We start from the raw sequence: 25,672 nt of genomic DNA, 5'->3' as shown, positions 1-25,672 counted from the left end.
TCTGTGCATGAGTCGGCACATGAGTCGGCACATGAGTCGAAGCCGCGAGAGGCCTGCACGTCGCCGTTCAATGTGGACGGACACGCGTGCCGTCCCTACTGCGGCGCGTGCTGTATCGCGCCTTCGATTTCGAGTCCGATTCCGGGCATGCCGAACGGCAAGCCGGCGGGCGTGCGCTGCATACAACTCGGCGACGATCTGCGCTGCGCGATCTTCGGCCAGCCTGAGCGTCCGGCGTGCTGTTCAGGGCTGCAGCCGCAGGCGGAGATGTGCGGCACGAGCCGCGTCGAAGCGTTGACGTGGCTCACGCAACTCGAAGTGCAAACGCGTCCGTCTGCGTGAACGGTTGATCCTGCAATAAACGAACGTATGCGCCGGGGAGTCCCCCGGCTGTGTTGATGACCCCGCGACACCACCCGACCGTCGTCCTCCGACTTCGATAACGGCCCAAGAAAATGTCCACAGGAGATTTCGCATGACCCGACTTGCTGCGCCGTCCCGGCGCCGCTTTCTGCTTGCCGCGCTGACCGGTTGTAGCGCGCTCGGCATCACGCTTTCCATGGCTGCTTGCGCGACGTCCACTTTTCCGTTCATCCCATCGCACTACACGTTTTCGCAGCAGCAGGTGCAGGACGCCGTGCAGCGCAAGTTTCCGTATCGGCGCACGGTCTCGCAGGTGTTCGACGTGGCGCTCGACAATCCGGTGGTCGGGTTCCTGCCGGAGACGAATCGCGTGTCCATCAAGCTCGACGCGCATCTTGCCAGCCCGTTCATGCCGCAACCGGTGGACGGCGTGTTCACGCTGTCGAGCGAACTTGCTTACGACGCAGCCAGCAGGTCAGTCGTGCTTCGCTCGCCAAACGTGGACAACGTCAGCGTGAGCGGACAGGCGCAGGCCTACACGCAGCAGATCAATGCGGGGGCCGCCGTGCTGGCCACGCAGCTCCTTGCCAACTATCCGATCTACACGTTCAAGTCGGAACAACTGCAATTTGCCGGCGTGAACTACGAACCCGGTACAATCACAATCCTTACAAACGGCATACGCGTGCAAATCGTCGAAAAGTGACGCAAGCGCGCGGCCGGCAGGGCCGCGCGACTGTCTGGCCCTGTTCGTTCCGACTGACAACAGTGACAAGGGGCAGGGATGGACTGGCTACTGGCTTGCAAGGCGCTGATTCTGGGCGTGGTGGAAGGGCTCACGGAGTTTTTGCCGGTGTCGAGCACCGGGCATCTGATCGTCGCGGGAAGCCTGCTGAATTTCACCGACGACCACGCGAAAACCTTCGACGTCGTCATTCAGCTCGGCGCGATTCTCGCGGTGTGCTGGGAGTTCCGGCGGCGCATCGGCAGCGTGGTGTCGGGCTTGCCGACACGGCCGGACGCGCGGCGCTTCACGCTCAACGTGGTTATTGCGACCATTCCGGCGATCGTGCTCGGCCTGCTGTTCGAGAAAACGATCAAGGCGGCGCTGTTTTCACCCGTGCCGGTCGCGTTTGCCCTCGTCGCCGGCGGCGTGGTGATCTTGTGGGCGGAAGCTCGCCAGCGTTCCACCGGGCAGAGAGCGGCGCGCGTAAAAAACGTGGATGACCTCACGCCGCTCGATGCGCTCAAAGTCGGTCTCGCGCAGTGCTTTGCGTTGATTCCGGGCATGTCGCGCTCGGGTTCGACGATCATAGGCGGGATGCTGTTCGGTCTCGACCGGCGCGTCGCCACCGAGTTTTCGTTCTTTCTGGCCATCCCGATTATCTTCGGTGCGACGGCATACGAGCTTTACAAAGACTGGCATTCGCTGTCCGTCGACGCGCTCGGTACGTTCGCGATCGGCTTCGTCGCTGCGTTCATTAGCGCCTTTGCCTGCGTGCGCTGGCTGTTGCGCTATATCGCCGCGCACGATTTCACCGCGTTTGCGTGGTATCGGATCGGCTTCGGCTTATTGATTCTGCTGATCGGCTACAGCGGCGCGTTGAGCTGGGCGGATTGAGCATCTGACGCGAGTTCGCGCCCGTGGAAACAAAAAAGTCCGCCTGGGTGAAGCGGACCTTTTCGGTGTTTTCGGTTTTTGCAGCGCTTGTGCGCTTGCGTTGCACCAGCGTTGACCGAGCCTTCGCCGCCTATCCGGCAGCACGTTTGCGAAACACCAGATCCCACACGCCGTGGCCGAGCCGCAGGCCGCGCCGCTCGAACTTCGTTACCGGGCGGTAGTCCGGGCGCGGCGCGTAGCCCTCGACGGTATTTTCCAGCGCGGGCTCCGCGCCGAGCACGTCGAGCATCTGCTCGGCGTAGTTCTGCCAGTCGGTCGCGCAGTGCAGGTATGCGCCCGCCTTCAGCCGCGACACCAGCAGCGCGACGAACTTTGGCTGGATCAGGCGGCGCTTGTGGTGGCGCGCCTTGTGCCACGGGTCGGGAAAGAAGATATGCACGCCGTCCAGACTATCCGGCGCGATCATCTGCTCGAGCACCTCGACCGCGTCGTGCTGAATGATGCGGATATTCGACAGGTTCTGCTCGCCCATCAACTTCAGCAGTGCGCCGACGCCCGGTTCGTGCACCTCGACGCCAAGAAAATCGTCTTCCGGACGATTCGAGGCGATCTCGGCCGTGGTCGCTCCCATCCCGAAGCCGATCTCCAGCACACGTGGCGCCTCGCGGCCGAAGACGACGCGCCAGTCGGGCTGCTGTGGCGCAAAAGGCACGACGAAGCGCGGTCCCAGTTCGTCCATCGCGCGGCGCTGGCCCGTTGAGACGCGACCGGCGCGCGTGACGAAGCTGCGGATGCGTCGGCGGTGCAGGCCGTCCTCGGGCTCGCCGTCGGCCAAAGAGGTGTCCGCGGTTGGGTCGGTGGGCGTTGGAAGCTCGTCGGGCCGGCCGGGTTCGGTTGGATCGTGAATCATCGTGGATGCGGCTACAAGGGTAAGGGCTGCGCGGCTGCGCCGTGCGCCGGGGGTGGTGCGCGACGTGCGCCGTAATCGGACGCACAGTGCAAACATACGAACAGCCGCGCCATTGCTTCGCCGACACGCCGCCAGCTTCGCGCTGCGAGGGCGGGCCGCCGCTATAAAAAAGCCGCCTTCAGGGAGGCGGCTCATGCTGGACATTGCGACAGATTCTTTCGCAAAGCCGCCGCATGGGTTGCGAGCCGGCGTGGTCAGAAAAAATCTGGAGCGGGCGATGGGAATCGAACCCACGGCTCTAGCTTGGGAAGCTAGGGTATTACCATTATACGACGCCCGCAGAGCGCGCTATTTTACGCGCGAACGGGCGGTTAGCGCAAATTGCGCCGCCGCCCGTCGTTAAACTGACCGGCACGGACCGTCCACGAGCCCGAAAGCCTCAGATGACGAAGTAAGTCAGCTGAACGGCAGCGCGCGTTACCACCATCAGCAGCACCTGCACGATCACGAACAGCAGGATTGGCGAAAGGTCGATGCCGCCGAGTTGCGGTACCACACGCCGCAGCGGATTCAGAAACGGCGCAGTCAGCTGATACAGAATCGGCATGGCCGGCGAGCGCGGGTTGAGCCACGACAGCAGTGCCATCAGAATCGTCATCCAGATGACCAGATTGAGCGCCCACTTGATCAGCGTCAGCACGGCGACGATCAGTAGCGTGGGCAACAACGTGAGCGGATCAGCGCCCGTCAGGAACACCATCAGCACGACATAGACAATCGCCGCGAGCAGCGCCGCGACGAGACTCGCCCAATCGATCTTGCGCGTACTGGGCAGGATATGCCGCAGCGGCAGCACGATCCAGTTGGTGGCCTGGAGCACGGCGTTCGTGACCGGGTTGTACGGCGGCATGCGCACCACCTGGAGCCACGCGCGCAGCAACAGCGCCGCGCCGAACAGCGTGAAGACGGTATTGAGCAGAAAACGGGCGATATCGCCAAACATCTCGTGTCCTTATCCTTCATGTAGCAGCCGTGAACGGGCCGCGGATGCCGGCGCTTGCCGTTGGGCGCGCCGGCGTTCGTCTGGAACGTTACGCATGCTGTGCGCAGTGGCGCGGCACATCATGCGTTGGGTCAAGCACTTGCGCGCATCGTTTCGAAACCACGGCCGCCTGAGCGGGCCGACGGTCAGACTCTATGCCGTCGAACTTGCGCTGGCCGTTGGCAATCACACGGATTTCCTGATGTCGCTGATCAGGATCGCGCCGTTGCCGCCGTCGGTGTAATTGGGAATGTCCGCCATGAGCCGATCGGAAGCGGGTTTGAACACCTTGTAAAAGTCTTCCGTGCTGTCGAACAGGAAATGCCCCGCGGCCACGTACGGCGGCGGCGTTCCAGGCGGCCCGGCGTTGATGCCCACGTCGACCGACCAGCCTTTCAGCGACGGCCCAAACAGCTTCGCTGCAAGGGGCATATGGTTGACGCAGTAGTAGTCCACGTCGAAGTGGCCGTTTTCCCGGTACGGATAGAGGATGCTGACCTTGATCATTGTGCGTTCTCGTCGGTTGGTCTCGAAGCGTAGCGCCAGCGGATTGCGCGCGGCGCCGGACGTCACATTATCACGGCTTACTTGGCGCTTGCACCTGCCGCCGCCTGAATGAGCGAGCGCCCGAGCGATTCTTCGACGACGCTCGCAATCGCCTCGATTGCCGCGGGCGACGTCGCGCGCCGCTCGGCGAGACCGACCGCGCGCCGCGACATCAAGCCGTACAGCGCGGCATGGTCGCCGCCGAAGCTCTCGAGCAGCGCAAGCTGCTTTTGCACGACGCCCGTATCGCCGCGCGACACGGGGCCCGCGAGCGCGTTGGGCAAGCCCTTGTCGCGTGCGGCTTCGATCGTGCCCGATAGCATGGGCAGCAGCGCGCGCAGCGCGTCTTCTTCGGTCATGCCAAGCGTCTGCCAGAGCGTCACGCATTCGGCGAGACTGCACAGTGCAAAGCTGGCCGCGTAGTGCGCGGCCGCGTGATACAGCATGCGGCCACCCGGCGGGATCGACAGCGGATGACAACCCAGCGCGACGGCCAGCGCCGTGAGCGTGTCTTTCAGGGCGCCGTCGGCCTCGATCGTCACCGAGCAGCCGGCGATCCGCTCGACGTCGGCGGCATCGCCACTGAAGAGATACAGTGGATGGAAGCCGCCAATCGCCGCCCCTTGATCGCGGGCGGGCGCCAAAAGATCTACCGGCGACGCGCCGCTGCAATGCACGAGCGCCTTGCCGTTCGCGGCAGTCGACGTGGCGGCCGACGGTCCGCCGAATCTCAGTGTGTGCGCTGTCGTACCGATGCTGTCATCTGGAACCGTTAAAAAGATGACATCGGCAGCGTCGATCACCTGTTGGGGATCGCCGAATGCCACGCAGTGATCGGTCTGGCTCGCGAGGTGGTGGGCCGAAGCGGCGGTGCGGCTTGCCACCGCCGTGACTGGATAGCCGGCTCGCGAGAAGCCGAGCGCCAGACAGCGCGCAAGGCGCCCCGCACCGATGAAACCGAGGCGCGGCAATGAGGACTGGGACATGTTGCCTGCTCCAGACTGGACGTTTGAATGGAAGCAGAAGTATCGCGCATCCGCCAATGTGCGGCGTGCGTTTGGTCGTGCGGCGCTCGTCAAGTCGGCTGGCGATATGTCGCGCTCGCCCGTTCATCCGGCCGCGCGCTTCACGCGGGCGCGAAAACTGCTCAGAATGTTCCTCATGAGTGGCTTGCGTCTCAATGAGCCGGCTTCGCGGTTGATGTCTTTGGTATTTCGTCTCGCAGTCAGATTCTGGAGCGTAGTCATGAATATTTTTTCTTACCGAAAGCATTTGCGATTTCTGACGCATTCGCAGCGTCGTCGGTGGTGGGATCAGAAGAAGCGGCTGACGCCGCGCGTGCGGATCAGCGGCGCCTATGTGCCGCCAAATGTGTCGAAGGAATTCGCGTATATCAAGGTAGGCTGAGTCGTCATTCGTAGGCTGACGCACTGACGTCCTGCATACGCTAACGGTTCATACAGTTGAAGCAGACAATGCCCGGCCCATTTACGCTGGGCATTTTTTCGTGGGCGACGGCTTCGTGCTGTCAGGAATGAAGCGAATTTGTAATTAAACATTACCACTGTGATAGACGGGCGGCTGACGTTAAGCCCGTAGCGCTGCTACCGGTGTGTGCTTGAGGCGCTGACATTCAGGTTCCAGGCCTCTCCCGCCTTTGGCCCTCAAAACCGCACGCGTTGCGCGACTTACCTGTTGTCGACAAGTTATTGCGCGCAATTGCAATTTGCAACAAATGCGCACAACGCCCCCAAGTCTTTTTCGATACATTTATTCCATGGCATGCAAGTCATGCGAAGTCGGCGACCCTAGTGGAAGCTCAGGAGAATAAAAGTGAAGAAGATCATTCCGTTCGTTGTAGCTGCCGCGCTGGTGGGGGGTGCCACAGCGGCGCAGGCGCATGTTTCTGTGGGTATTGGCATTGGCGTTCCAGTCGCGCCGGCGTATCCGGTGTACGCTGCCCCGCCGCCGGTCTACTATGCACCGCCGCCGCCTCCACCGCCGGTTTATTACGCACCGCCCGCTATTGCGGTCGGCGGATATTATCCCTATGGACGACCGTACTATCCCCACGGGTACTACCATGGCTATTATCACGGCTACTACGGCCACGGTTATTATCGCCGCTAATTTAATAGCAGTTTTTTAAGGTTTTTTACCGACGGCGCAATTGCCATTTCATTTCGGCGATTGCGCCGTTTGCTTATGGGCCTACTCGATCGCGCCGGCTCAACTCGCGGCTCGGACGGTTTGCACGATCAGGTCCCGATACCCGTTGACAATCACGCTGTACGAAAAGTAGGCGAAGAGCACGGCGGACAGCACATGACATGTGCGCAGCAGGCCGGTGCCGGCGCGTTTGCGCCCGTGGCTTCCTAATCCGCAGATAAAGAGCGTCCAGCAGAGGCCGCCGAGAAAAAAGCCGCCGAGGAAAACGGGTGCGGTGGTGACGCTCGTTGCGCCGGTTTTCGCAATCAGCGCGCCGCCTACCGCCGCGAACCACAAGATCGCCGAGGGCGACGACACCGCCAGCAACACGCCCCGAAAGAAGCCGCGCCACGCAGACAGGTGCCGCGCGTTCACGTCCGTTTCGCCTGACACCGCCGGCGCGGTCGCCGGGAAAATGGCCTCGCGGGCCATTTTCCATGTGAGAAACAACAAGATCGCGGCGCCGCCAATCCAGACAACCCAACGCACCGACTCGAACTGCAGCAATGCGGCCATGCCGGCCAGCGCGAGCGCGGCGTAAATCAGGTCGCCGACACAGGAGCCCAGGCCAAGCCAGAAACCGGGCTTGAAACCATGCGATAAGGTGAGCGAAATGATCGCGACGTTGACGAGGCCAATATCCAGACACAGCGAAAGCGACAGAAAAAATCCGTCCGACATCATTGAAAAGGCGTGCATCCCCGCAACTGCTCCCTCTATCGTCCTTGGTGTTGTCGCGCCACCGGCTTACAGGCCGAGCTCGTTCCACAGGTTATCGACGCGCTGCTTGACCGCATCGTCCATGACGATCGGGCGACCCCACTCGCGATCGGTTTCGCCGGGCCACTTGTTAGTGGCGTCAAGGCCCATCTTCGAGCCGAGGCCCGCCACCGGCGACGCGAAGTCGAGATAGTCGATGGGCGTCCGATCGACCAGCACGGTGTCGCGCGCAGGGTCGATACGCGTGGTGATCGCCCAGATCACTTCCTTCCAGTCGCGAATATTCACGTCCTCGTCCACGACGACGATGAACTTGGTGTACATGAACTGACGCAAGAAGCTCCACACGCCGAACATCACGCGCTTTGCGTGGCCAGGGTAGCTCTTCTTCATCTGCACGATGGCCATCCGGTAACTGCAACCTTCGGGCGGCAAATAGAAGTCGGTGATCTCGGTGAACTGTTTCTGCAGCAGCGGCACGAACACTTCGTTCAGCGCGACGCCGAGCACGGCGGGTTCGTCGGGCGGTTTGCCGGTGTAGGTGGAGTGGTAGATCGCATCGCGCCGCATGGTGATGCGCTCGACCGTGAAGACGGGAAACCACTCCTGTTCGTTGTAGTAGCCGGTGTGGTCGCCATACGGACCTTCCAGCGCATGCTCATAAGCCGCCGAGGCGCCTTTGGCGGGACGCGGCGGTGCGCCGGCCGGGGCGGGCGAGGGTGCGCCTTCCTGAGGGTAGATGAAACCTTCGAGCACAATCTCTGCGCGCGCCGGCACCTGCAATACGTCGACGCCCGGTGTGATGCACTTGGCCAACTCCGTGCGGCCGCCGCGCAGCAGTCCGGCGAACTGGTATTCGGAGAGCGTGTCGGGCACCGGCGTGACCGCGCCCAGAATGGTGGCCGGGTCGGCGCCAAGCACGACCGCAACGGGATATGGCTTGCCCGGATGCTGGAGCGCAAACTCGCGAAAATCGAGCGCGCCACCGCGATGCGCGAGCCATCGCATGATCAGTTTGTTGCGTCCGATCAGCTGCTGGCGATATATGCCTAAATTTTGTCGGCTCTTATTTGGGCCCTTTGTGACGGTCAGACCCCATGTGATAAGCGGCCCTGCATCACCCGGCCAGCAGGTCTGAATAGGCAGCCTGGCAAGGTCCACGTCTTGCCCCTCCCAGACGATTTCCTGGCATGGCGGCGCGCTGACGGTTTTGGGCGCCATGTCCCACACTGCCTTTGCGAGCGAGAGCAGCTTGCCCGCGTCCTTAAGGCCCTTGGGCGGCTCTGGCTCCTTCAACGCTGAGAGTAGCCGTCCGACGTCGCGCAACGACTCCAATGCTGCGCTGTCTCCCGCGCCCGGCTCGGCGTCGATGCCCATTCCCAACGCGACGCGGCGCGGCGTGCCAAACAGATTGCCGAGCACAGGAAACATATGGTCCCGCTGTCCCTCAAACAACAGCGCAGGGCCGCCGGCGCGGAGCACGCGATCGCACACTTCGGTCATTTCCAGGACAGGCGATACGTTTTGCGAGATACGGCGCAGTTCCCCGATTGCCTCCAGACGGCTGACGAAATCACGCAGGTCTTTGTATTTCATTCGGTGCACTTCACTGCCGCGCAAGCGGCGAAAGAGGACGCGGCGCGATGTCGCGCAGCTGAAAAAGATTGTCGATTTTACCTGTGTTAGATAGCGCACGTAGATCGACCAAACGTCTTTGGCCGAACGGAGGACTGGCGAGACGTGGAAAGGCGCATGCCGCGCGGGTTTGAACCAGCTGAACACCGTTCATTATTACAATTAGTTATAGATTTGCCAGTTTATAGTGTTGACGATCTATAAAACCGTGCATAGAATCCGTCGACATTGGTTGCAGGGCGTGAACCTTTTTACCATTGCCCCCGGTCCCTATCGACGCAACGCGTCACCGCATGCCGACCCTGCACGGTTTTGACGGCTTTGATTGATGTCCTGACCAGCGCCTGACGACGCTGGTTTTTTCGCGTGGGAGCCTGCGCCTGCATGTTTTTGACATGCCGCGGTCCTCTTCCAGGATGGCTCCCCATAGACGGTATTTGCCGTTTTCCCGACGTCGCCGGCGCCCTAACCAGACAGAGCGCGCGATGTCTTGATTCTGCGAACGCGTATTGCCGCCCGTTCCGGCGGAGTTCGCAGATCATGCAACATGGGAGATCTGAATGAACGCCTGGTTATCGTGGCGTCCCGATGAGCGGATTGCGCAGTTCGTGCGTGGTGTGCTGCGTCGCGGGACGCAAATGAGTCATCACCTGTTCAGCATCGTCGGCGGTATCGCTGTCGTGCTGACCGTCGCACTGTGGCTGATGCCGGCCCTGCGCGGCACCCTTGCCGCCCGCTTGATGCCGGTCATTTCCGCTGCAGTGCAAGCCGGTCCGGCCCGCTTGTTACAAGGCAACCCGCTGCCGGCTATCGGTCCGTCGGGCGGCGGCTCCGGCAACTCGTCTTCTGACGAGTCGCTGTCCGCGAATTCGATCAGCAACGACGCTGCCACTGCCGCAAACGGCAACGGCAGCAATGTCGCAACCGTCAGCACTGCCAGCTTCGACGGCGCATTCGACGTCAGCGGCTCGCCCGGCATGGGCGTCGCCGCGTTGAACGGGCTCGATCCGCGAACGATGCAAAGCGTCACCGCGTTGGCGAGCCTGATTCCAGCGCAACGTGTGTCAGCCGATGCGCGCGACGACCGTGTGCTGGTTTCGAGCCATGAGCAGGATCTCGTGGCCTCCTATCTGTCGCGGCGTTATCGCGTCGCTCAGGAGCCTGTCAGCGAACTCGTGAAGGCGGCTTTCGACACTGGCCGCGAAGTCGGCCTCGATCCGCTTCTGCTGCTGTCCGTGATGGCAATCGAATCGGGCTTCAATCCGTACGCGGAGAGCGGTGTCGGCGCACAAGGGCTGATGCAGGTCATGTCCAAGGTGCATTCGGACAAGTTCGAGTATTTCGGCGGGCAGCGCGCGGCGCTCCAACCGCTTGCGAACATCAGGGTCGGCGCGCTGGTGCTGAAGGACTGCATCGCACGTGGCGGCTCGTTGCCGGGTGGCCTGCGTCTGTATGTCGGGTCCACGTCGCAGGACGACGGCGGGTACGGCGCCAAGGTGATGGCCGAGCGTAGCCGTTTGCGTGACGTGGCGCGTGGCCGCAAGGTGCCGATCAATGCGCCGCAGGCGCCAGTGCTGACGGCATCGAATAACGCAAGCGCGGCGGCTGCTTCCCCGGCCGTTGGCAAGCGTGTGCAGATGACGCTTGACGGCGGCCATCCGCTGGGCGCGGCGACGCCCGCCAAGACGCCAGTTTCCGACCAGGACGATGCCAGCGCCAATGCTTCCAAGCATGTTGCTTCGGCATCGGAGTTGGGCGCTTAGGTCTGGGATCGGCTTGAAGCAGAATGGCAGGCGTGACGAAAGTCGCATCGAGCACGAAAAAAAGGACGCCTGCGGGCGTCCTTTTTTGCGCCTGGCGTCTGGCGCTTTGCGTTTTGGACTTTAAGTACTTGCGCCTGAGCCGCCGGAGCTGCGATTCCGACTCGCGCGGCGATCAGCTGTCGCCAGCGTTAGACGGGTTCAAGCGCAATCGTCGCGGCGGGCGTCAATGCCGGCCGAAGAGCCTGGCCAATCGGTCGACCGCTTCCTCCAGCTTCGGATAGGCGGTTGCATAGGAAAGCCGGATGTAGTCCTTCGGCGCATGCGTACCGAAGTCCATGCCCGGCACCAGCACCACGCCCGCGTCGTGCAACATCGCCTTGGTCAGCGCCGCGCTATCGCCGGCGGCCGCATGCGCGACGGTGCGGCAATGCGCATACACGTAAAACGCGCCGTCAGGCATGACCGGCACTGAAAAGCCGAGCGACTCCAATGCGGGGGCGATGAAATCGCGGCGTCGTTTGAATTCCTCGCGCCGCGCCTCGTAGATCGCGATCGTCTCAGGTTCAAAGCACGCCAGCGCCGCATGCTGGGCAAGCGCCGACGCGCAAATGAACAGGTTCTGCGCGAGCTTCTCGAATGCGCTGACCATGCCGGGCGGCACGACCAGCCAGCCGAGGCGCCAGCCCGTCATATTGAAGTACTTGGAGAAACTGTTGACCGTGACGACGTCGTTGCCGAAGGAAAGCGCCGAAACGGGCTTTGCGTCGTAGCTCAGACCCTGATAGATCTCGTCGACGATCGTAAAGCCGCCGCGCGCCCGCACGGCCTTCACGATGCGTTCGAGTTCCGCCGGCTCGATCGACGTGCCCGTGGGGTTCGATGGCGAAGCCAGCAGCACGCCGCGCGTGCGCTCGTTCCACAAGCGTTCGACGTCCGCGGCAGTCAGCTGGAAGCGTTCCGCCGGCCCGCTCGGCACCATGACCGGCTTGCCTTCCGCGGCGATCACGAAATGCCGGTTGCACGGATAGCATGGGTCGGGCATCAGCACTTCGTCGTCGCGATCCACGAGCGCCGCGCAGGCCAGCAACAACGCGGCCGACGCGCCTGCCGTCACGACGATCCGCGCCGGATCGACCTCGACGCCGTAGAACGCAGCGTAATGCGCGGAAATGGCTTCCCGCAGCGCATGCAGACCGAGCGCGCTGGTGTACTGCGTCACGCCGCGGCGCAGCGCGTTTGCGGCCGCTTCGATAACCGGCTCGGGTGCGGTGAAGTCGGGCTCGCCGATTCCCATATGGATGATGTCGCGTCCATCGCGTTCAAGGAGTGCTGCCTCCTTGGCCAGTTCCATCACATAGAAAGGCTGGATGGCATCGACGCGTGCAGCAAGCCGCACCAGAGGTTCGGTTACGGAGTTCATACAATCAGATCCAGTTCAGAAGCGGCGGTGCCGGCTTGCGTCACGCATCCTCAATGCTTGCGCGCAGCCTGCGTTTCATCGGGGCGCAATTGCGCCGACAGCTTGTCCAGTACGCCATTCACGTATTTGTAGCCGTCCGCGCCGCCAAACGTCTTGGCAAGCTCGACTGCTTCATTGATGATCACGCGATACGGAATGTCCAGCTGGTTCTTCAGTTCGAACGCCGCGACGAGCAACACCGCGCGTTCGACCGGCGAAAGCTGGTCGATCGGACGATCGAGGCACGGCGCGATCGCAGCGGACAGCGCTTCTGAATCACGGATCACGCCATGCAGAACGGCGTTCAGGTGATCGAGGTCAGCCTTGTCGAAACCTTGAGCGCCGCGCAGTTGCGCGTCGATTTCACCGCCGGACGAGCCCGACAGCAGCCACTGATAAAGCCCCTGCGTGGCCAGTTCGCGGGAGCGTCGACGTGCGCTCTTCATGCTTCTTCCTCTTCTTCGTCTTCTTCCTCATCGTCGCCGCCGAGCTGTTCGAGCGCGACTGCGAGATTGGCCATTTCGACAGCCACGCGTGCCGCATCGCGACCCTTCTCGGCCATGCGCGCCACGGCCTGCTCGTCGTTTTCGGTGGTCAGCACGGCATTCGCCACCGGAATGCCGAAGTCGAGGCCGATACGTGTGATGCCCGCGCCGCTTTCGTTCGACACCAGTTCGAAGTGATACGTCTCGCCGCGAATCACCGCGCCGAGTGCGATCAGTGCGTCGAACTGCGCGCTTTCAGCGAGCTTTTGCAAAGCCAGCGGGATTTCCAGCGCGCCCGGCACGGTGACGAGCAGCACGTCTTCACCGGTGACGCCCAGACGCTCCAGTTCTTCGATGCACGAGTCAGCAAGACCGTTGCAAACGGGTTCGTTAAAGCGCGCCTGGACGATGCCGATGCGTAGTCCGTCGCCGTCGAGGTTCGGTTGGTATTGTCCGATTTCCATGTGAATTCCGTAATGTTTTTGAGTGGGCGCGAAACGCGTGAATGGTCGCTCAGCCGAGTTGCGCTGCCTGCGCGGCGCTGCCGGGCATCGGCACGAAGCCTGTAACTTCGAGGCCATAGCCTGACATGCTGCCCAGCTTGCGCGGGTTCGACAACACCTGCATCTTGCCGACGCCGAGCTCGCGCAAAATCTGCGCGCCGATGCCGTAAGTCTTGAAGTCGACCGGACGGCGCTTGAGCGCCTGCGCCTTTTCCTTCGAGTCGAATGCCTTGAACACGTCGATCAGATGATCTTTCGAGTCGCCGCAGTTCAGCAGCACAATCACGCCGCAGTTGCGCGCGGCGATTTCCTTCATCGCGGCATCGAGCGTCCACGAATGGGTGGACTCGCCGACTTCGAGCAGATCCAGCACCGACAGCGGTTCGTGCACGCGCACAAGCGTGTCCTGATCCGTGCAAGGCGTGCCGCGCACCAGCGCGATATGGGGCTGGCCGCTTGGCTGGTCGAGATACATGACGGCGCGAAACGGGCCGTGCGCCGTTTGCATGGTGCGTTCGCAAATACGTTCGACGATCGACTCGGTGCGGCTGCGATAGTGGATGAGGTCTGCAATCGTGCCGATTTTCAGCGCGTGCTCCTTCGCGAACTCCATCAGGTCGGGCAGGCGCGCCATCGTGCCGTCGTCCTTGATGACCTCGCAGATCACTGCGGCCGGCGTGAGGCCCGCCAGTGCAGTGAAGTCGCAGCCCGCCTCGGTGTGCCCCGCGCGGACCAGCACGCCGCCGGGTTGCGCCATGATCGGGAACACGTGGCCCGGCTGCACGATGTGGTCGGCCTTCGCGTCCGGTGCGACCGCCGCAGCGATCGTGCGGGCGCGGTCGGCTGCCGAGATGCCGGTGGTGACGCCTTCGGCGGCTTCGATGCTGACCGTGAACGCAGTGCCGTACTGCGTGCCGTTGCGGTAGGTCATGAGCGGCAGGTTCAGCAGCTTGCACCGTTCCTGCGTAAGCGTCAGACAGATCAGGCCACGACCATAGCGAGCCATGAAGTTGATCGCTTCCGGCGTGACGAATTCGGCGGCAATGACGAGGTCGCCCTCGTTTTCGCGGTCTTCTTCGTCGACGAGGATCACCATCCGGCCTGCTTTCAGTTCGGCAATGATCTCTTGAGTGGAGGCGAGCGTCATGTTGGCGAGTTTTTCGGGAAAGCGCGTATTTTACGCCACGCGCGGTCCCAAGTCGCCTCTGCCGGATGGCATAGGCCATTTGGCCGACTGGCGTCAGGCCGTCCGCCGTTGCTATTCTCGTTCAAACGATGGACGCATGAACCAGCCAGAAGCGGCAAAGCGCCGCCCTGGCCAGTGCTCGGGCGGCAGGTGCAGTCATCAGGCCGCCGCGCGCGATTGCCTGCCGACTGTCACATGGAGCGCCGTTTGAGCGCCGTTATTTCGGCGCGTTCAGCATGCGCTCGACGTAACGGGCAATCAGATCGATTTCCAGATTCACCTGCGTACCTTCTCGCAGGCGCTTCAGGGCCGTCACTTCGACTGTGTGCGGAATCAGGTTGATCGAGAATTCGCAACCATCGTCACGATCTTTAACCGAGTTGACGGTCAGGCTCACACCGTTGACCGTGATAGACCCTTTGTACGCGAGGTAGCGGCCAATCTCGCGCGGTGCGAGCACGCGCAGTTCGTGCGATTCGCCTACCGGAGCGAAGTGCGTGACCGTGCCGAGGCCGTCCACGTGGCCCGAGACGATATGGCCGCCGAGCCGGTCGTGCGCACGCAGCGCCTTCTCCAGATTGACTTCGCCAGTCTCGCCGAGGCCGGCCGTGCAATTCAGGCTTTCGCGCGACACGTCGACTTCGAACGAATGCGGGGTTTTCGCGACCACGGTCATGCAGGCGCCCTGAATTGTAATGCTGTCGCCGAGCTGCACGTCGTCCAGATCGAGGCCGCCGGCTTCCACGTTCAGGCGCACGCCCGCGTCGCCGTCGGTCCCGAGAGGTTTGACTGATTCGATGCGGCCGACTGCCGCGACGATTCCTGTGAACATCGTGCTAATCCTTGATCAATGCGGAAGGGGTGGGGAGTGCGGGTCGATGTCGGCGTCCGCGGGTCGATCCGTGGACGAGGCGCTTGAAGCGGCAGGCGCGGTCGGCATGAGAGGCGCGAAGCGCGCCAGGATTCGCAGATCGTCGCCAATCCGGTCGACCGTATGAAAGCTGAGTTTCACGCGGCCTTCGAGCGTCTCGGGCGCGTGAATGTTGAACATGCTCATCGAATCGACCCCGAGCAGGCTGGGCGCGAGATAAACCAGCAGTTCGTCGACACAGCCTTCGCGCAGCAGCGAGCCATTCAGCTTGTAGCCCGCCTCGACGTGCAGTTCGTTCACATTGCGTTCGCTGAGCGCTTTCAGCACGCCAGGCAGGTCGACTTTGCCCGCGCCATTCGGCAACTGGACAATCTCGGCGCCGCGCTCACGCAGCGCGTTCGCGCGGTCGGCATGACGCTGATCCAGATTGCCGCAGAAAATGAGCGTGGGTGCACCTGCCAGGATTTGCGCCTGCGGCGGCACGTCGAGCTGGCTGTCGATCAGCACGCGTTTCGGTTGGCGCGGCGTGTCGACCGCACGCACGGTCATGCGCGGATCGTCTTCCCTGACCGTGCCGATGCCCGTCAGAATTGCCGACGCGCGAGCGCGCCATGCGTGTCCATCTGCGCGCGCTGCTTCGCCGGTGATCCATTGGCTGATGCCGGAAGGCAAGCCCGTGCGGCCGTCGAGCGTGGCCGCCACCTTCATGCGCACCCACGGCCGGCCGCGCACCATGCGCGACACGAAGCCGATGTTCAGTTCGTGCGCCTCGTTGGCGAGCAGGCCGCAGCGCACCTCGATATCTGCATTGCGCAGCATGGCGAGACCACGTCCCGATACCTGCGGATTCGGGTCTTCCATTGCCGCGACCACGCGCGCGACCTGCGCTTCGATCAGCGCGTTCGCGCACGGCGGCGTGCGACCGAAGTGGCTGCACGGTTCGAGCGTCACGTAAGCCGTGGCGCCGCGCAGGTCGTGGCCGCGCGAGCGCGCGTCTTTCAATGCGCGAATTTCCGCGTGATCCTGGCCGGCCGGCTGCGTGAAGCCTTCGCCGATCACTTCGCCGTTCCGGACGAGCACGCAGCCCACACGCGGATTGGGGTCGGTCGTATACATCCCGCGCTTCGCCAGCGCGAGTGCACGTTCCATATGGACGAAGTCGGTTTGCGAGAACATCGGTGTCCGTGTGTGAAGCGTGGTCAGGCCGCGAGAGACGCGAAAGCGCCGCGCGCCGCGTCGATTGTTTCGTCGATGATCGCATCGTCATGCACGATCGACACGAAACCCGCCTCGTATGCGGACGGCGCGAAGTACACGCCGGCGTCGAGCATCTGGTGGAAGAACGCGTTAAAGCGCGGCACGTCGCTTTTCGTGACTTCGGCGAAGCTCGCCGGGATCGACTCGGTGAAGTAGAGGCCGAACATGCCGCCGAGCGAATCGGCCGAGAACGGCACTTTGGCTTCGCACGCGACGTTGACAAGGCCTTGTGCAAGACGGGTAGTGCGAGCGGCGAGCGTCTCGTAAAAGCCAGGCGCCTGGATCAGCTGCAGTGTCTTCAGGCCCGCGGCAACGGCGATCGGATTACCCGACAGCGTGCCTGCCTGGTAGACGCCGCCAAGCGGCGCAAGGTGGGCCATGATGTCGCGCCGGCCGCCGAACGCCGCCGCCGGCATGCCGCCGCCGATCACTTTGCCGAGGCAGGTCAGGTCCGGCGTGATGCCGTAGACCTCCTGCGCGCCGCCTAGTGCAACGCGAAAGCCGCACATGACTTCGTCGAAAATCAGCACGGAGCCATACTCCGTGCAAAGGCGGCGCAATGTTTGCAGAAACTCAGGCGTGGCGCGCACGAGGTTCATATTGCCCGCAACGGGTTCCACGATCACGGAGGCAATCTCGTTGCCGAAAGCCTTGAACGCTTCTTCGAGTGCTGCGACGTTGTTGTATTCGAGCACGGTGGTGTGCTTCGCGATATCCACCGGCACGCCAGCCGAAGTCGGATTGCCGAACGTCAGCAAACCCGAGCCCGCCTTGACCAGAAGGCTGTCCGCGTGACCGTGATAGCAGCCTTCGAATTTGACGATCCGGCTGCGGTTCGTAAAGCCGCGAGCGAGGCGCAGCGCGCTCATGGTTGCTTCGGTGCCGCTCGACACCATGCGAACCTGTTCGATAGAAGGAACCAGCTTGCAGATTTCCTCGGCAATTTCGACTTCTGATTCAGTCGGTGCGCCGAACGAAAACCCGTTGCCAAGCACGCGCTGGACGGCTTCGAGCACTTCCGGATGAACGTGGCCGAGAATCATCGGGCCCCACGAGCCGATGTAGTCGATGTAGCGCTGGCCGTCCGCGTCCCAGAAATACGGGCCCTGTGCGCGTTCGATGAAGCGTGGCGTGCCGCCGACCGAGCGGAAAGCGCGCACGGGTGAGTTCACGCCGCCGGGAATGGTGCGCTGCGCGCGGTCGAAGAGGGTCTGGTTGTTAGACATGGTGATGACTGGAATAGGGTTGCGCAGCGGCACGGCGTGCCGGCGGATCAAAGTCGGGCGTTCGACGCGGCGCTGGGATGGGTGGGGAAATTGTACCGGAGTCGGCGTGAACGGGCTTTGGGCGGATCAGCCCGCGCGCTTGCGACGCGGCCTGGTGATTGCGCCCGCTGCGCTTTCCATACGCTGCGTGGAAGCCGGCGAGCGAACAGCGCGTTTCGCGGCCGCCGCGGCGTGCGCGGTCACTTTGCTGGAGCGGGCCGGGCCGGCCGGAACGGCAGGCGTTGACGGTTTGCGAGCACCGGTCAGCTCACGCCAGCGTTTCTCCAGTGCGCCTTCGGCGATGGGTTTGATCACGGTGCCCGAGCTTTGCGCGTCCCAGGTCTGCACGGAAAACGGATGCACGCGCAGCGCATCACGTGCAATGACGACCTGCTGATGCGCATCGACCAGCCAGTCATACACGAAGTCGATGCACAGCCGATAGCCGCGTTTGGTCGCCGGGTCGGGCACTTCGTAGGGTGCGCGCGTCACGTAGCCCGAGCCAAAAATGCCCTTGGGTTCTTGCGCGACGCGATGCAAGAACACGCGGTCGCCCGGCACGATGCCGCGCGCGAATCCGCAGCCCCAGACGTCGGCGACCGCCACGCCGGTGGCGACGCGTTTCGCCACGTCGGGCAACTCTGGCCAAGGCCATTTCTTCGGGCTCCAGATCAGCAGGAAGGCGGTCATCGCAGGCGACAATGTGAAAGGGTTAGTGGCAGCGCGGGGCAGTCACGCCGTCACCGACATGCCGCGCGCTGGCATGGCGGCTGTCCGGTTCTTCAACTGGCAGCTTACCCGACCGATGCCCGTCGTGTCCCTGGTCTGGCTGCGTGGCGCGGAAGGTCGCAGGACGACCCGCGTATAGCGTGGTGACGACAGCAACGCGCGGCATGCAGCAATCGGCGGACACATGAGTTCCGTCAGCGACCCTCGGCTACCTGCGCCGGGCGGCGGCCGGCCACGCGCCCGTCGCCCGGGCCGCCCGCGCTTTGCCGGAGTGACCATCGCGTACAATCGGGCGTTCACGCATGCTCCCCGTTTCGACTTTTCCGCTGCCTCTGCTGGCGCGGTGCTCCATCTGGATTCCCATGTCTCACGTCACCAGCCGCCGGCCCGATGGCCGGCTGATCCTGTTGCTCGGTGCGCTCGCCGCATGCGGGCCGATTTCGATCGATATGTATCTGCCCAGCTTGCCGACCATTGCGCAGGCTTTCGCAATCAGTACTGGCGCCGCGCAGGCCACGCTGACGAGCTTCATGTTCGGCTTCTCGATCGGCATGCTGCTGTATGGTCCGCTGTCCGATACCTATGGACGCCGACCGGTTCTGCTTGGCGGCATCATCATGTATGCGCTGGCTAGCGTCGCGTGCGCGTTGTCGTTCTCGATCGGGACGCTGGTGACGTTCCGCTTCGTGCAGGCGCTCGGCGCGGGCGCCGCGTCGGTGCTCGCGCGTGCGATTGCGCGCGATGCGCATGGGCCGGCCGACGCGGCGCGCGTGTTGTCGATGCTCGCCATTGTCACGTCGATCGGGCCTTTGCTCGCACCGTTGATCGGCGGCCAGTTGTTGCTGCTGGGCGGATGGCGCGTGGTGTTTATCGTGCTGACGCTGTTTGGCGGCGTGTGCGCGGTCACCGCTTTCCTGAAGGTGCCGGAAACGTGGCCGCGCGAGAAGCGGGCGCAATCCGCGCTATTGCAGTCGTTCGGCGCGTATGGGAAGTTGCTGCGCGATCCGGTGGCATGGGGGCACATGTTGTGCGGCGGCATGGCGTTCGCGTCGATGTTCGCGTACATCACCGCAACGCCGTTCGTCTATATCGAATACTTTCATGTGCCGGCGCAGCACTATGGTTTTTTGTTCGCGCTGAATATCGTCGGCATCATGTTGGGTAACTTCATGAACACGCGTCTTGTCGGACGGCTCGGCTCATTGCCGATCATTTCGTTTGCCGCGAGCGTCAGTTGCATTGCGTCGTTATTTGTATGTCTCGTGTCGCTGACGGGGTGGGGCGGTTTGTGGTCGATCGTGTTAGGCCTGTTCTTTGTGGTGGGTGTGGTGGGTTTGCTATCCGCTAACTGCACGACGGACTTGATGCATCGTTATCCGGTCAATGCGGGCGCTGCGGCTGCGGTGTTCGGCGCAGTGCAACTGGCGCTCGGCGCCTTGTCGAGTCTGGCTGTTGGACTGTGGCAGGACGGCTCGCCCAAAGGAATGGGCATCGTCGTGGGCGCGGCAGGCTTGCTGTGTTATGTGGGCCGGATGCTGGTGATCAGATGGCATGGGAGCAAGGTGCCCGTCGCCGCGGTCTGAAGCGCGCGCTGCGGGCCTGTCGCCACAGGTGCTGCGCACACTGCGCCTGCGGTAAACACCTGGTGTTGCGCGCACGCGACCGTGCCGCGTAATTTGCATTGCTATGATGGGGTCACTGTTCCTCGGAGCGGCAACCATGGCGATCAGAGACTTGATGAACGGCGAACGGCAGCAGGCCGCTTTCGCTGAAGCGCAAAAGCTGGCTGACAGCGGCGCTTATCACGATTACACGGATATCGAGTATGTCTTGCGCTTCGATTATGGTCTGCCGGATGCGTCGGCGCTGCTCGACAGCCAGTTGATGCATCGCGACCTGAACCGCCGCTGCGCCGATGCGCGGGAGAGGCTGGAAGCAGTGGGGGTGTGAGAGCGAAGTGGTCTCTGGTTAGGGAAAGCTTCTGGATCTGTTGAAAGATCCCGATGATGAACGCAGCGAACCTGTCTGAGCTTCATTACAGGAAATATGCTGAGCAGAGTTCAGCATTCAGCCGATTGGCGGGAGGCCGCGACGGTAGAAGGCCTCCTTGACGGAGAAAACAAAAAACGGGCCGAGAGGCCCGTTTCCATTGAGTGTCTGGCGGAGGCGGTGAGATTCGAACTCACGGAAGGATCACTCCTTCGCCGGTTTTCAAGACCGGTGCCTTAAACCGCTCGGCCACACCTCCAAGCGCGAAATTGTAACCTGAAAAACGCCCGCTGCGGCGCGAGATCACTCCGCAATCACTGCGGATCTTTCAGAAACAGTCCTTGCAGATCATTCAGGAACGCCTGACCGAGCGGTGTGGGCGCGATCTTTTCATGATCTCGGGTGATGAGCTTGCGTCGCTCGGCTTCCTGCAACGCGGGTTCGATCGACGTCATCGAAAGTCCTGTGCGCTCGCTGAACCGGTGCACTGGAAAGCCTTCCACCAGTCGCAGCGCGTTAAGCATGAATTCGAAAGGCAGATCGCGCGGCCCAACCTCATGCTCTTCCTGCACCGCCGTGCCCGCTCGCGCCTGCTCGATGAAAGTAGTGGGATGCTTATAACGCGCCTGACGCAGCACGCGATTCGGAAAGGACAGCTTCGTGTGCGCGCCCGCACCGATTCCCAGGTAGTCGCCAAAACGCCAGTAGTTCAGATTGTGCCGGCTCTGCCGATGCGGCCGTGCATACGCCGACACCTCATAGTGCCCATATCCCGCTGCCGCCGTGCGTTCGTGAATCCAGTCCTGCATGTCGGCGGACGCGTCGTCGTCGGGCAAGGCAGGGGGGAATTTGGCGAACAGCGTGTTGGGTTCGAGCGTCAGGTGATAGAGCGAAAGATGCGGCGGCGCGAACGAAAGCGCCGTCTCCACGTCGGCCTGACACTCGGCAAGCGTTTGCTGCGGCAGCGCGAACATCAGGTCGAGATTGAAGTTCTCGAACGTGTTCGCGGCGACCTCGACCGCCCGGCGCGCCTGCGTCGAATCGTGAATCCGGCCGAGCGCTTTCAGATGCGCTTCGTTAAAACTCTGAATGCCCACTGACAACCGGTTAATGCCGCTCGCACGGAACTGCGCGAATTTCGCCGCTTCGAACGTGCCGGGATTGGCTTCAAGCGTGATCTCGGCGTCGGCGTCGAGCGGCAGCAGCGCGCGGATGTCCGACAGCATGCGATCGAGTCCCGCCGCCGAAAGCAGGCTGGGCGTTCCGCCGCCAATGAAGACGGTATGCACCTGGCGTCCCCACACGAGCGGCAGCGCCATTTCAAGATCGGCGCGCAACGCGTCGAGATAATCGTTCTCTGGGAATGCGTCGCCTTTCCACTCGTGCGAGTTGAAATCGCAGTACGGACACTTGCGCACGCACCACGGAAAGTGCACATAAAGGGACAACGGCGGCAGCGACGTCAGCCGGATACTGCCCGGTGACGTGAAAGCCTTGATGACGCCATTGCCGATATCAGCGGGCGTTGGTCTGATCGGAATCACGCTTCCTCCGACAAACGCGCTAGCAGTTGCCGCAACGCGATCGCGCGATGGCTGTTTGCGTTTTTCACGGACGGTTGGAGTTCGGCGGCCGTGGCGTTCAGCGACGGCAGATAGAAATATGGATCGTACCCAAAACCCTGTTCGCCACGCGGCGTATCGAGAATCTCGCCGTGCCAGCGGCCCTCGGCGATCAGCGGCTCGGGGTCGTCGGTGTGACGCACCAGGGCCAGCACGCAGAAGTAATACGCGCGACGGTCCGCTTCGTTTTGCAACTCGGAAACGAGGCGTGCGTTATTCGACGCGTCGCTTTTCTCGCCGCCCGCCAGTTGCGCGTAGCGCGCCGAATGGACGCCGGGCGCGCCACGCAACGCATGCACACACAGGCCGGAATCGTCGGCGAGTGCGGGCAGGCCGGTGAGCCTCGCCGCGTGCCGTGCCTTGGTCAACGCGTTTTCGACAAAGGTCGGATACGGTTCTTCCGCCTCGGGCACATTCAATTGCCCTTGTGGAATCAGTTCGATGCCGGCCGCGCCGAACAGCGCCGCGAACTCGCGCAGCTTGCCCGCGTTATTCGACGCCAGCACGACTTTCTTCAACGGCGAGCCCATTGCGCGCGCGCCGTTGTCCTGACTCAGTTCGCCCGACTTCACGTCACTCACCTTTGAGTTCGAGCGCCGCTTTCTGCTTCGCGATCAGTGTCTGGATGCCGTCGCTCGCGAGATCGAGCAGCGCGTTCATTTCATCGCGCGAGAACGGCACGCCTTCAGCCGTGCCCTGGACTTCGACAAAACCGCCCGCGCCCGTCATCACCACGTTCATGTCGGTGTCGCACTGCGAGTCTTCGTCGTAATCGAGGTCGAGCACCGGCAGGCCGTCGTACACGCCGACAGAAATCGCCGCCACGTAATCCGTAATCGGCGACGTTTCGATACGGCCCGCGGCCAGCAGTTTCGACACTGCGTCGTGCGCGGCCACGAATGCGCCGGTGATGCTCGCGGTGCGTGTGCCGCCGTCGGCCTGGATCACGTCGCAATCGATATGCAAGGTGCGCGCGCCGAGTTTCTCCAGATCGAAAACCGAGCGCAACGCGCGCCCGATCAGGCGCTGGATTTCCTGCGTGCGGCCCGTCTGTTTGCCGCGCGCGGCTTCGCGGTCGCTGCGGGTATGCGTGGCGCGCGGCAACATGCCGTATTCAGCCGTCAGCCAACCCTGGCCGCGGTCGCGCAAAAAGCCCGGCACGCTCTCGGCGATGCTCGCCGTGCAGATCACCTTGGTATCGCCGAATTCGACCAGCACCGAGCCCTCCGCGTGCTTCGTGTAATGGCGCGTGATGCGCACGTCGCGCAGCTGGTTCGCTTTGCGGCCGCTCGGGCGTTGGGTGTCGTGGGTCATGTTGGGATCGGTCAGGAAAAAGGCAGGAGGGAAACGGCGATTTTACAGCCGATCGAAGCGGGCATGCGCGGGGCTGCCAGCCGCCTTGACGCATGCTCGCTCGCAGGGTCGCAGCGGCAAAAATGGGATAATGGCGTTTCTCCGCCCCGCGTCTCGTACACGCCGGGCGATTCACCTCTTAGGCCCGCGCTCGACGCGTGGCCACAATCGCGAGAATGACGATGATCTACAGCATGACTGGCTATGCGAGCGCGACCCGCGAACTCGTCGCGGCCTCGGGCACGGGTGGCGTGAGCGTGTCGGTCGAACTGCGCACGGTGAACTCGCGCTTTCTCGATCTGAACTTCCGCATGCCCGAAGATGTGCGCGTGTGCGAACCCACGTTGCGCGAGATGCTGATGAACAAGCTCTCGCGTGGCAAGGTCGATATCCGTATCAACCTGCAGCGCAGCGAGCAGTCGGCCAACGCAGGATCGATCAGCAAGGAAGCGCTGACGCAGCTCGCGCTGCTCGAACGCACGGTGTTGTCCACGTTTCCGGAAGCGGGGCGTCTGCGCACCGGTGAAATTCTGCGCTGGCCGGGCGTGCTCGCCGAAACCGGCGTCGCGCCGGAAGTGCTGCGCGACGCGGTGCTCGCGTGCGGCAAGCAGGCCATTACCGATCTGATCGACGTGCGTGCCCGCGAAGGGGCGCAACTGGCCGCCATGCTGATCGCGAACGTCACCGAGATGGAAGCGATCGTCACCAGGATCACACCGCTCGTGCCGGAGCTGATCAGCAAGCATCAGCAGAAGATCGTCGAGCGTCTGCAGGAAGCGCTTGGCATCGCGGCACCCGATACGGCGGCCACGATCGTCTCGCGCGAGGAAATCAACGAACGGATTCGCCAGGAAGTGACGATGTACGGCATCCGTATCGACATCGCCGAAGAACTGTCGCGCCTTACGGCTCACCTGAACGAAACGCGTCACGTGATCCAGAAGGGCGGCAAGGTCGGCAAGCGTCTCGACTTCATGATGCAGGAACTGAATCGGGAAGCGAACACGCTCGGCTCGAAGGCGGCCGCGAAGGAACTGGCGGATTCGTCGATGACGCTGAAGCTGCTCATCGAACAGATGCGCGAGCAAGTACAAAATCTGGAATAAAGCGGGAGCAACACCAACATGACCGACCACAAACGCGAAGCCGGCGCACCGCGCAATCCGTACGCCGGAGCCTATCCGGGCAACCTGTTCATGGTTGTCGCGCCTTCGGGCGCGGGCAAGTCGACGCTCGTGAACGCACTGCTCGCGGGCGACGCCGCGATCCGTCTGTCGATCTCGTACACGACGCGCCCGCCGCGTCCGAAGGAACAGGACGGCGAGCACTACCACTTCACCACCGTCGACGATTTCATGGCGCGCCACGACGCGGGCGAGTTTCTCGAAAGCGCGGAAGTGCATGGCAACTACTACGGCACGTCGCGCGTGTGGATCGAGGAGCAGATGAAAAGCGGTCATGACGTGCTGCTCGAAATCGACTGGCAAGGCGCGCAACAGGTCAAGAAGCAGTTTCACAACGCGGTCGAAATCTTCATTCTGCCGCCGTCGCTCGAAGCGCTCGAAGAGCGCCTGAAAAAGCGCGGCCAGGACGAGCCGAACGTGATTACGCGGCGTCTGCTCGCAGCCGGCAGCGAGATGGCGCACGCGGCGGAAGCGGAGTACGTGGTGATCAACGAGAAGTTCGATCGCGCGCTTGGCGAATTGCAATGTCTCGTGGCCGCCACGCGTTCGCGCTTCGCTTCACAATACGCACGCCACACGAAGCTTTTCGTGCAGCTCGGCATTCATCTTCCGCACGCGTGAGCGCGGTGCTGTGTCGAGCACATAAGGTAGAATAAGCAACATACTGAGAAGGAACCCAACATGGCCCGCATTACCGTCGAAGACTGCCTCAAACAGATCCCGAACCGTTTCGAACTCGCGCTTGCCGCGACCTATCGTGCGCGTCAGCTCGCTCAAGGTCACACGCCGAAGATCGAAAGCCGCGACAAGCCTACGGTCGTCGCACTGCGTGAAATCGCAGCCGGTCAGGTAGGCGTCGAAATGCTGAAGAAGGTGCCGGTTTAACGCGCACTGTTTCTGATTTCGATTACTGTTTTTTGTTGTAGCTGTTTATCGCATTGCCATTCATCTGCCTGTCATA

At 62.7% G+C, this 25,672-nt stretch carries 28 protein-coding genes and 2 tRNA genes; 11 read left to right on the top strand and 19 right to left on the bottom strand.

Translation table 11 applies throughout. The features are described from left to right. The first annotated feature begins 72 nt into the window (after positions 1 to 72). The 3 genes from AAGS40_RS11375 (at position 73) to AAGS40_RS11365 (ending at position 1,984) form a co-directional block, all read left to right on the top strand. Positions 73 to 342 (top strand): YkgJ family cysteine cluster protein, encoded by a 270-nt coding sequence (locus AAGS40_RS11375; RefSeq protein WP_345814381.1) that lies wholly within the window; start codon positions 73 to 75, stop codon positions 340 to 342. Between the two features lie 133 nt (positions 343 to 475). Continuing rightward, a complete protein-coding gene (locus AAGS40_RS11370; protein ID WP_345811438.1) occupies positions 476 to 1,069 on the top strand; it encodes a DUF1439 domain-containing protein in 594 nt (197 codons plus the stop codon). Between the two features lie 78 nt (positions 1,070 to 1,147). Further along, positions 1,148 to 1,984 carry an undecaprenyl-diphosphate phosphatase gene (locus tag AAGS40_RS11365; protein WP_345811437.1) on the top strand — a complete coding sequence of 279 codons (837 nt, stop codon included), beginning with the start codon at positions 1,148 to 1,150 and terminating at the stop codon, positions 1,982 to 1,984. 130 nt (positions 1,985 to 2,114) lie between these two features. On the opposite strand, the gene trmB is transcribed toward AAGS40_RS11365, so the two are convergent. The 5 genes from trmB to AAGS40_RS11340 form a co-directional block, all read right to left on the bottom strand. After that, on the bottom strand, positions 2,115 to 2,894 hold the full coding sequence (gene trmB / locus AAGS40_RS11360) for a tRNA (guanosine(46)-N7)-methyltransferase TrmB (protein ID WP_345811436.1): 780 nt from the start codon (positions 2,892 to 2,894) through the stop codon (positions 2,115 to 2,117). A 266-nt stretch (positions 2,895 to 3,160) separates the two neighbouring features. Then, positions 3,161 to 3,234 (bottom strand) — tRNA-Gly (locus tag AAGS40_RS11355). Between the two features lie 99 nt (positions 3,235 to 3,333). After that, positions 3,334 to 3,897 carry a YggT family protein gene (locus tag AAGS40_RS11350; RefSeq protein ID WP_345811435.1) on the bottom strand — a complete coding sequence of 188 codons (564 nt, stop codon included), beginning with the start codon at positions 3,895 to 3,897 and terminating at the stop codon, positions 3,334 to 3,336. 225 nt (positions 3,898 to 4,122) lie between these two features. Next, positions 4,123 to 4,443 carry an EthD family reductase gene (locus AAGS40_RS11345; protein ID WP_345811434.1) on the bottom strand — a complete coding sequence of 107 codons (321 nt, stop codon included), beginning with the start codon at positions 4,441 to 4,443 and terminating at the stop codon, positions 4,123 to 4,125. A gap of 77 nt (positions 4,444 to 4,520) precedes the next feature. Next, on the bottom strand, positions 4,521 to 5,468 hold the full coding sequence (locus AAGS40_RS11340; protein ID WP_345811433.1) for a DUF2520 domain-containing protein: 948 nt from the start codon (positions 5,466 to 5,468) through the stop codon (positions 4,521 to 4,523). Positions 5,469 to 5,727: 259 nt separating this feature from the next. On the opposite strand from AAGS40_RS11340, the gene AAGS40_RS11335 reads away from it, so the two are divergent. Both AAGS40_RS11335 and AAGS40_RS11330 read left to right on the top strand, forming a co-directional pair. Continuing rightward, on the top strand, positions 5,728 to 5,889 hold the full coding sequence (locus AAGS40_RS11335; RefSeq protein WP_345811431.1) for a hypothetical protein: 162 nt from the start codon (positions 5,728 to 5,730) through the stop codon (positions 5,887 to 5,889). Between the two features lie 426 nt (positions 5,890 to 6,315). Continuing rightward, positions 6,316 to 6,612 carry a hypothetical protein gene (locus AAGS40_RS11330; RefSeq protein ID WP_345811430.1) on the top strand — a complete coding sequence of 99 codons (297 nt, stop codon included), beginning with the start codon at positions 6,316 to 6,318 and terminating at the stop codon, positions 6,610 to 6,612. A 99-nt stretch (positions 6,613 to 6,711) separates the two neighbouring features. Here AAGS40_RS11330 and AAGS40_RS11325 read toward each other — a convergent pair whose 3' ends face one another. After that, the gene (locus AAGS40_RS11325) at positions 6,712 to 7,389 is read right to left on the bottom strand and encodes a LysE family transporter (protein ID WP_345811429.1); all 678 of its coding nucleotides are present in this window, start codon (positions 7,387 to 7,389) and stop codon (positions 6,712 to 6,714) included. A gap of 48 nt (positions 7,390 to 7,437) precedes the next feature. After that, positions 7,438 to 9,006 carry a UbiD family decarboxylase gene (locus tag AAGS40_RS11320; RefSeq protein ID WP_345811427.1) on the bottom strand — a complete coding sequence of 523 codons (1,569 nt, stop codon included), beginning with the start codon at positions 9,004 to 9,006 and terminating at the stop codon, positions 7,438 to 7,440. A 599-nt stretch (positions 9,007 to 9,605) separates the two neighbouring features. Between AAGS40_RS11320 and AAGS40_RS11315 the strand changes: the two genes are divergently transcribed. Beyond that, complete coding sequence (locus tag AAGS40_RS11315) at positions 9,606 to 10,808, top strand: transglycosylase SLT domain-containing protein (RefSeq protein ID WP_345811426.1); 1,203 nt, start codon at positions 9,606 to 9,608, stop codon at positions 10,806 to 10,808. A gap of 223 nt (positions 10,809 to 11,031) precedes the next feature. Here the strand turns inward: AAGS40_RS11315 and AAGS40_RS11310 are convergent, their stop codons facing one another. The 8 genes from AAGS40_RS11310 to AAGS40_RS11275 all read right to left on the bottom strand — a co-directional run bounded on the left by AAGS40_RS11310 (position 11,032) and on the right by AAGS40_RS11275 (position 18,524). Beyond that, positions 11,032 to 12,228 (bottom strand): pyridoxal phosphate-dependent aminotransferase, encoded by a 1,197-nt coding sequence (locus AAGS40_RS11310; RefSeq protein WP_345811425.1) that lies wholly within the window; start codon positions 12,226 to 12,228, stop codon positions 11,032 to 11,034. A 50-nt stretch (positions 12,229 to 12,278) separates the two neighbouring features. Continuing rightward, positions 12,279 to 12,713 (bottom strand): transcription antitermination factor NusB, encoded by a 435-nt coding sequence (nusB, locus tag AAGS40_RS11305; RefSeq protein WP_345811424.1) that lies wholly within the window; start codon positions 12,711 to 12,713, stop codon positions 12,279 to 12,281. After that, positions 12,710 to 13,216: a 6,7-dimethyl-8-ribityllumazine synthase gene (gene ribH, locus AAGS40_RS11300; protein WP_345811423.1), complete on the bottom strand. Its 507-nt coding sequence runs from the start codon at positions 13,214 to 13,216 to the stop codon at positions 12,710 to 12,712. The genes nusB and ribH overlap by 4 nt, the downstream gene beginning before the upstream one ends. Positions 13,217 to 13,265: 49 nt before the next feature. Then, the gene (gene ribBA, locus AAGS40_RS11295; RefSeq protein WP_345811422.1) at positions 13,266 to 14,402 is read right to left on the bottom strand and encodes a bifunctional 3,4-dihydroxy-2-butanone-4-phosphate synthase/GTP cyclohydrolase II; all 1,137 of its coding nucleotides are present in this window, start codon (positions 14,400 to 14,402) and stop codon (positions 13,266 to 13,268) included. Between the two features lie 256 nt (positions 14,403 to 14,658). Continuing rightward, positions 14,659 to 15,273 (bottom strand): riboflavin synthase, encoded by a 615-nt coding sequence (locus AAGS40_RS11290; protein WP_345811421.1) that lies wholly within the window; start codon positions 15,271 to 15,273, stop codon positions 14,659 to 14,661. A gap of 15 nt (positions 15,274 to 15,288) precedes the next feature. Then, positions 15,289 to 16,488, bottom strand: a complete 1,200-nt coding sequence (ribD, locus tag AAGS40_RS11285; RefSeq protein WP_345811420.1) for a bifunctional diaminohydroxyphosphoribosylaminopyrimidine deaminase/5-amino-6-(5-phosphoribosylamino)uracil reductase RibD — start codon at positions 16,486 to 16,488, stop codon at positions 15,289 to 15,291. Positions 16,489 to 16,511: 23 nt separating this feature from the next. Beyond that, positions 16,512 to 17,795, bottom strand: a complete 1,284-nt coding sequence (hemL, locus tag AAGS40_RS11280; protein WP_345811419.1) for a glutamate-1-semialdehyde 2,1-aminomutase — start codon at positions 17,793 to 17,795, stop codon at positions 16,512 to 16,514. 126 nt (positions 17,796 to 17,921) lie between these two features. Next, positions 17,922 to 18,524, bottom strand: coding sequence for a hypothetical protein (locus AAGS40_RS11275; protein ID WP_345811418.1), 603 nt, complete (start codon positions 18,522 to 18,524; stop codon positions 17,922 to 17,924). A gap of 401 nt (positions 18,525 to 18,925) precedes the next feature. Here AAGS40_RS11275 and AAGS40_RS11270 point away from each other — a divergent pair, with 401 nt between their 5' ends. After that, positions 18,926 to 20,146, top strand: a complete 1,221-nt coding sequence (locus tag AAGS40_RS11270; protein WP_345811417.1) for a Bcr/CflA family multidrug efflux MFS transporter — start codon at positions 18,926 to 18,928, stop codon at positions 20,144 to 20,146. Between the two features lie 136 nt (positions 20,147 to 20,282). Beyond that, positions 20,283 to 20,513, top strand: a complete 231-nt coding sequence (locus tag AAGS40_RS11265; RefSeq protein WP_345811416.1) for a hypothetical protein — start codon at positions 20,283 to 20,285, stop codon at positions 20,511 to 20,513. Between the two features lie 208 nt (positions 20,514 to 20,721). Here AAGS40_RS11265 and AAGS40_RS11260 read toward each other — a convergent pair. The 4 genes from AAGS40_RS11260 to rph all read right to left on the bottom strand — a co-directional run bounded on the left by AAGS40_RS11260 (position 20,722) and on the right by rph (position 23,488). Next, positions 20,722 to 20,811 (bottom strand) — tRNA-Ser (locus AAGS40_RS11260). Positions 20,812 to 20,866: 55 nt separating this feature from the next. Continuing rightward, a complete protein-coding gene (hemW, locus tag AAGS40_RS11255) occupies positions 20,867 to 22,096 on the bottom strand; it encodes a radical SAM family heme chaperone HemW (protein ID WP_345811415.1) in 1,230 nt (409 codons plus the stop codon). Further along, complete coding sequence (rdgB, locus tag AAGS40_RS11250) at positions 22,093 to 22,704, bottom strand: RdgB/HAM1 family non-canonical purine NTP pyrophosphatase (protein WP_345814378.1); 612 nt, start codon at positions 22,702 to 22,704, stop codon at positions 22,093 to 22,095. The genes hemW and rdgB overlap by 4 nt, the downstream gene beginning before the upstream one ends. A 43-nt stretch (positions 22,705 to 22,747) precedes the next feature. After that, positions 22,748 to 23,488 carry a ribonuclease PH gene (gene rph, locus AAGS40_RS11245; RefSeq protein WP_345811414.1) on the bottom strand — a complete coding sequence of 247 codons (741 nt, stop codon included), beginning with the start codon at positions 23,486 to 23,488 and terminating at the stop codon, positions 22,748 to 22,750. 221 nt (positions 23,489 to 23,709) lie between these two features. Between rph and AAGS40_RS11240 the strand changes: the two genes are divergently transcribed. The 3 genes from AAGS40_RS11240 to rpoZ are packed head-to-tail and all read left to right on the top strand — an operon-like array spanning position 23,710 to position 25,596. Further along, on the top strand, positions 23,710 to 24,633 hold the full coding sequence (locus AAGS40_RS11240) for a YicC/YloC family endoribonuclease (RefSeq protein ID WP_345814377.1): 924 nt from the start codon (positions 23,710 to 23,712) through the stop codon (positions 24,631 to 24,633). Positions 24,634 to 24,651: 18 nt separating this feature from the next. Beyond that, complete coding sequence (gene gmk / locus AAGS40_RS11235; RefSeq protein WP_345811413.1) at positions 24,652 to 25,332, top strand: guanylate kinase; 681 nt, start codon at positions 24,652 to 24,654, stop codon at positions 25,330 to 25,332. Positions 25,333 to 25,392: 60 nt separating this feature from the next. Continuing rightward, positions 25,393 to 25,596, top strand: coding sequence for a DNA-directed RNA polymerase subunit omega (rpoZ, locus tag AAGS40_RS11230; RefSeq protein WP_006025620.1), 204 nt, complete (start codon positions 25,393 to 25,395; stop codon positions 25,594 to 25,596). Positions 25,597 to 25,672: the final 76 nt, after the last annotated feature.

The sequence above is a fragment of the Paraburkholderia sp. PREW-6R genome (assembly GCF_039621805.1).
GTDB lineage: Bacteria > Pseudomonadota > Gammaproteobacteria > Burkholderiales > Burkholderiaceae > Paraburkholderia.
The sequence above is the reverse complement of the archived record's forward strand: the minus strand, read 5'-3'. Positions and strand labels throughout refer to the sequence as shown.

Coding starts and splice junctions, on each gene's coding strand:
- AAGS40_RS11265 (WP_345811416.1), top strand. CDS start 20,283: ATGGCGATCAGAGACTTGATGAACGGCGAACGGCAGCAGGCCGCTTTC.
- AAGS40_RS11275 (WP_345811418.1), bottom strand. CDS start 18,524: ATGACCGCCTTCCTGCTGATCTGGAGCCCGAAGAAATGGCCTTGGCCA.
- AAGS40_RS11335 (WP_345811431.1), top strand. CDS start 5,728: ATGAATATTTTTTCTTACCGAAAGCATTTGCGATTTCTGACGCATTCG.
- rpoZ (WP_006025620.1), top strand. CDS start 25,393: ATGGCCCGCATTACCGTCGAAGACTGCCTCAAACAGATCCCGAACCGT.
- AAGS40_RS11345 (WP_345811434.1), bottom strand. CDS start 4,443: ATGATCAAGGTCAGCATCCTCTATCCGTACCGGGAAAACGGCCACTTC.
- gmk (WP_345811413.1), top strand. CDS start 24,652: ATGACCGACCACAAACGCGAAGCCGGCGCACCGCGCAATCCGTACGCC.
- AAGS40_RS11240 (WP_345814377.1), top strand. CDS start 23,710: ATGATCTACAGCATGACTGGCTATGCGAGCGCGACCCGCGAACTCGTC.
- AAGS40_RS11365 (WP_345811437.1), top strand. CDS start 1,148: ATGGACTGGCTACTGGCTTGCAAGGCGCTGATTCTGGGCGTGGTGGAA.
- trmB (WP_345811436.1), bottom strand. CDS start 2,894: ATGATTCACGATCCAACCGAACCCGGCCGGCCCGACGAGCTTCCAACG.
- nusB (WP_345811424.1), bottom strand. CDS start 12,713: ATGAAGAGCGCACGTCGACGCTCCCGCGAACTGGCCACGCAGGGGCTT.
- AAGS40_RS11370 (WP_345811438.1), top strand. CDS start 476: ATGACCCGACTTGCTGCGCCGTCCCGGCGCCGCTTTCTGCTTGCCGCG.
- AAGS40_RS11270 (WP_345811417.1), top strand. CDS start 18,926: ATGTCTCACGTCACCAGCCGCCGGCCCGATGGCCGGCTGATCCTGTTG.
- AAGS40_RS11310 (WP_345811425.1), bottom strand. CDS start 12,228: ATGAACTCCGTAACCGAACCTCTGGTGCGGCTTGCTGCACGCGTCGAT.
- hemL (WP_345811419.1), bottom strand. CDS start 17,795: ATGTCTAACAACCAGACCCTCTTCGACCGCGCGCAGCGCACCATTCCC.
- ribD (WP_345811420.1), bottom strand. CDS start 16,488: ATGTTCTCGCAAACCGACTTCGTCCATATGGAACGTGCACTCGCGCTG.
- AAGS40_RS11325 (WP_345811429.1), bottom strand. CDS start 7,389: ATGCACGCCTTTTCAATGATGTCGGACGGATTTTTTCTGTCGCTTTCG.
- ribH (WP_345811423.1), bottom strand. CDS start 13,216: ATGGAAATCGGACAATACCAACCGAACCTCGACGGCGACGGACTACGC.
- AAGS40_RS11315 (WP_345811426.1), top strand. CDS start 9,606: ATGAACGCCTGGTTATCGTGGCGTCCCGATGAGCGGATTGCGCAGTTC.
- AAGS40_RS11320 (WP_345811427.1), bottom strand. CDS start 9,006: ATGAAATACAAAGACCTGCGTGATTTCGTCAGCCGTCTGGAGGCAATC.
- AAGS40_RS11290 (WP_345811421.1), bottom strand. CDS start 15,273: ATGTTCACAGGAATCGTCGCGGCAGTCGGCCGCATCGAATCAGTCAAA.
- ribBA (WP_345811422.1), bottom strand. CDS start 14,402: ATGACGCTCGCCTCCACTCAAGAGATCATTGCCGAACTGAAAGCAGGC.
- rdgB (WP_345814378.1), bottom strand. CDS start 22,704: ATGGGCTCGCCGTTGAAGAAAGTCGTGCTGGCGTCGAATAACGCGGGC.
- AAGS40_RS11350 (WP_345811435.1), bottom strand. CDS start 3,897: ATGTTTGGCGATATCGCCCGTTTTCTGCTCAATACCGTCTTCACGCTG.
- AAGS40_RS11340 (WP_345811433.1), bottom strand. CDS start 5,468: ATGTCCCAGTCCTCATTGCCGCGCCTCGGTTTCATCGGTGCGGGGCGC.
- rph (WP_345811414.1), bottom strand. CDS start 23,488: ATGACCCACGACACCCAACGCCCGAGCGGCCGCAAAGCGAACCAGCTG.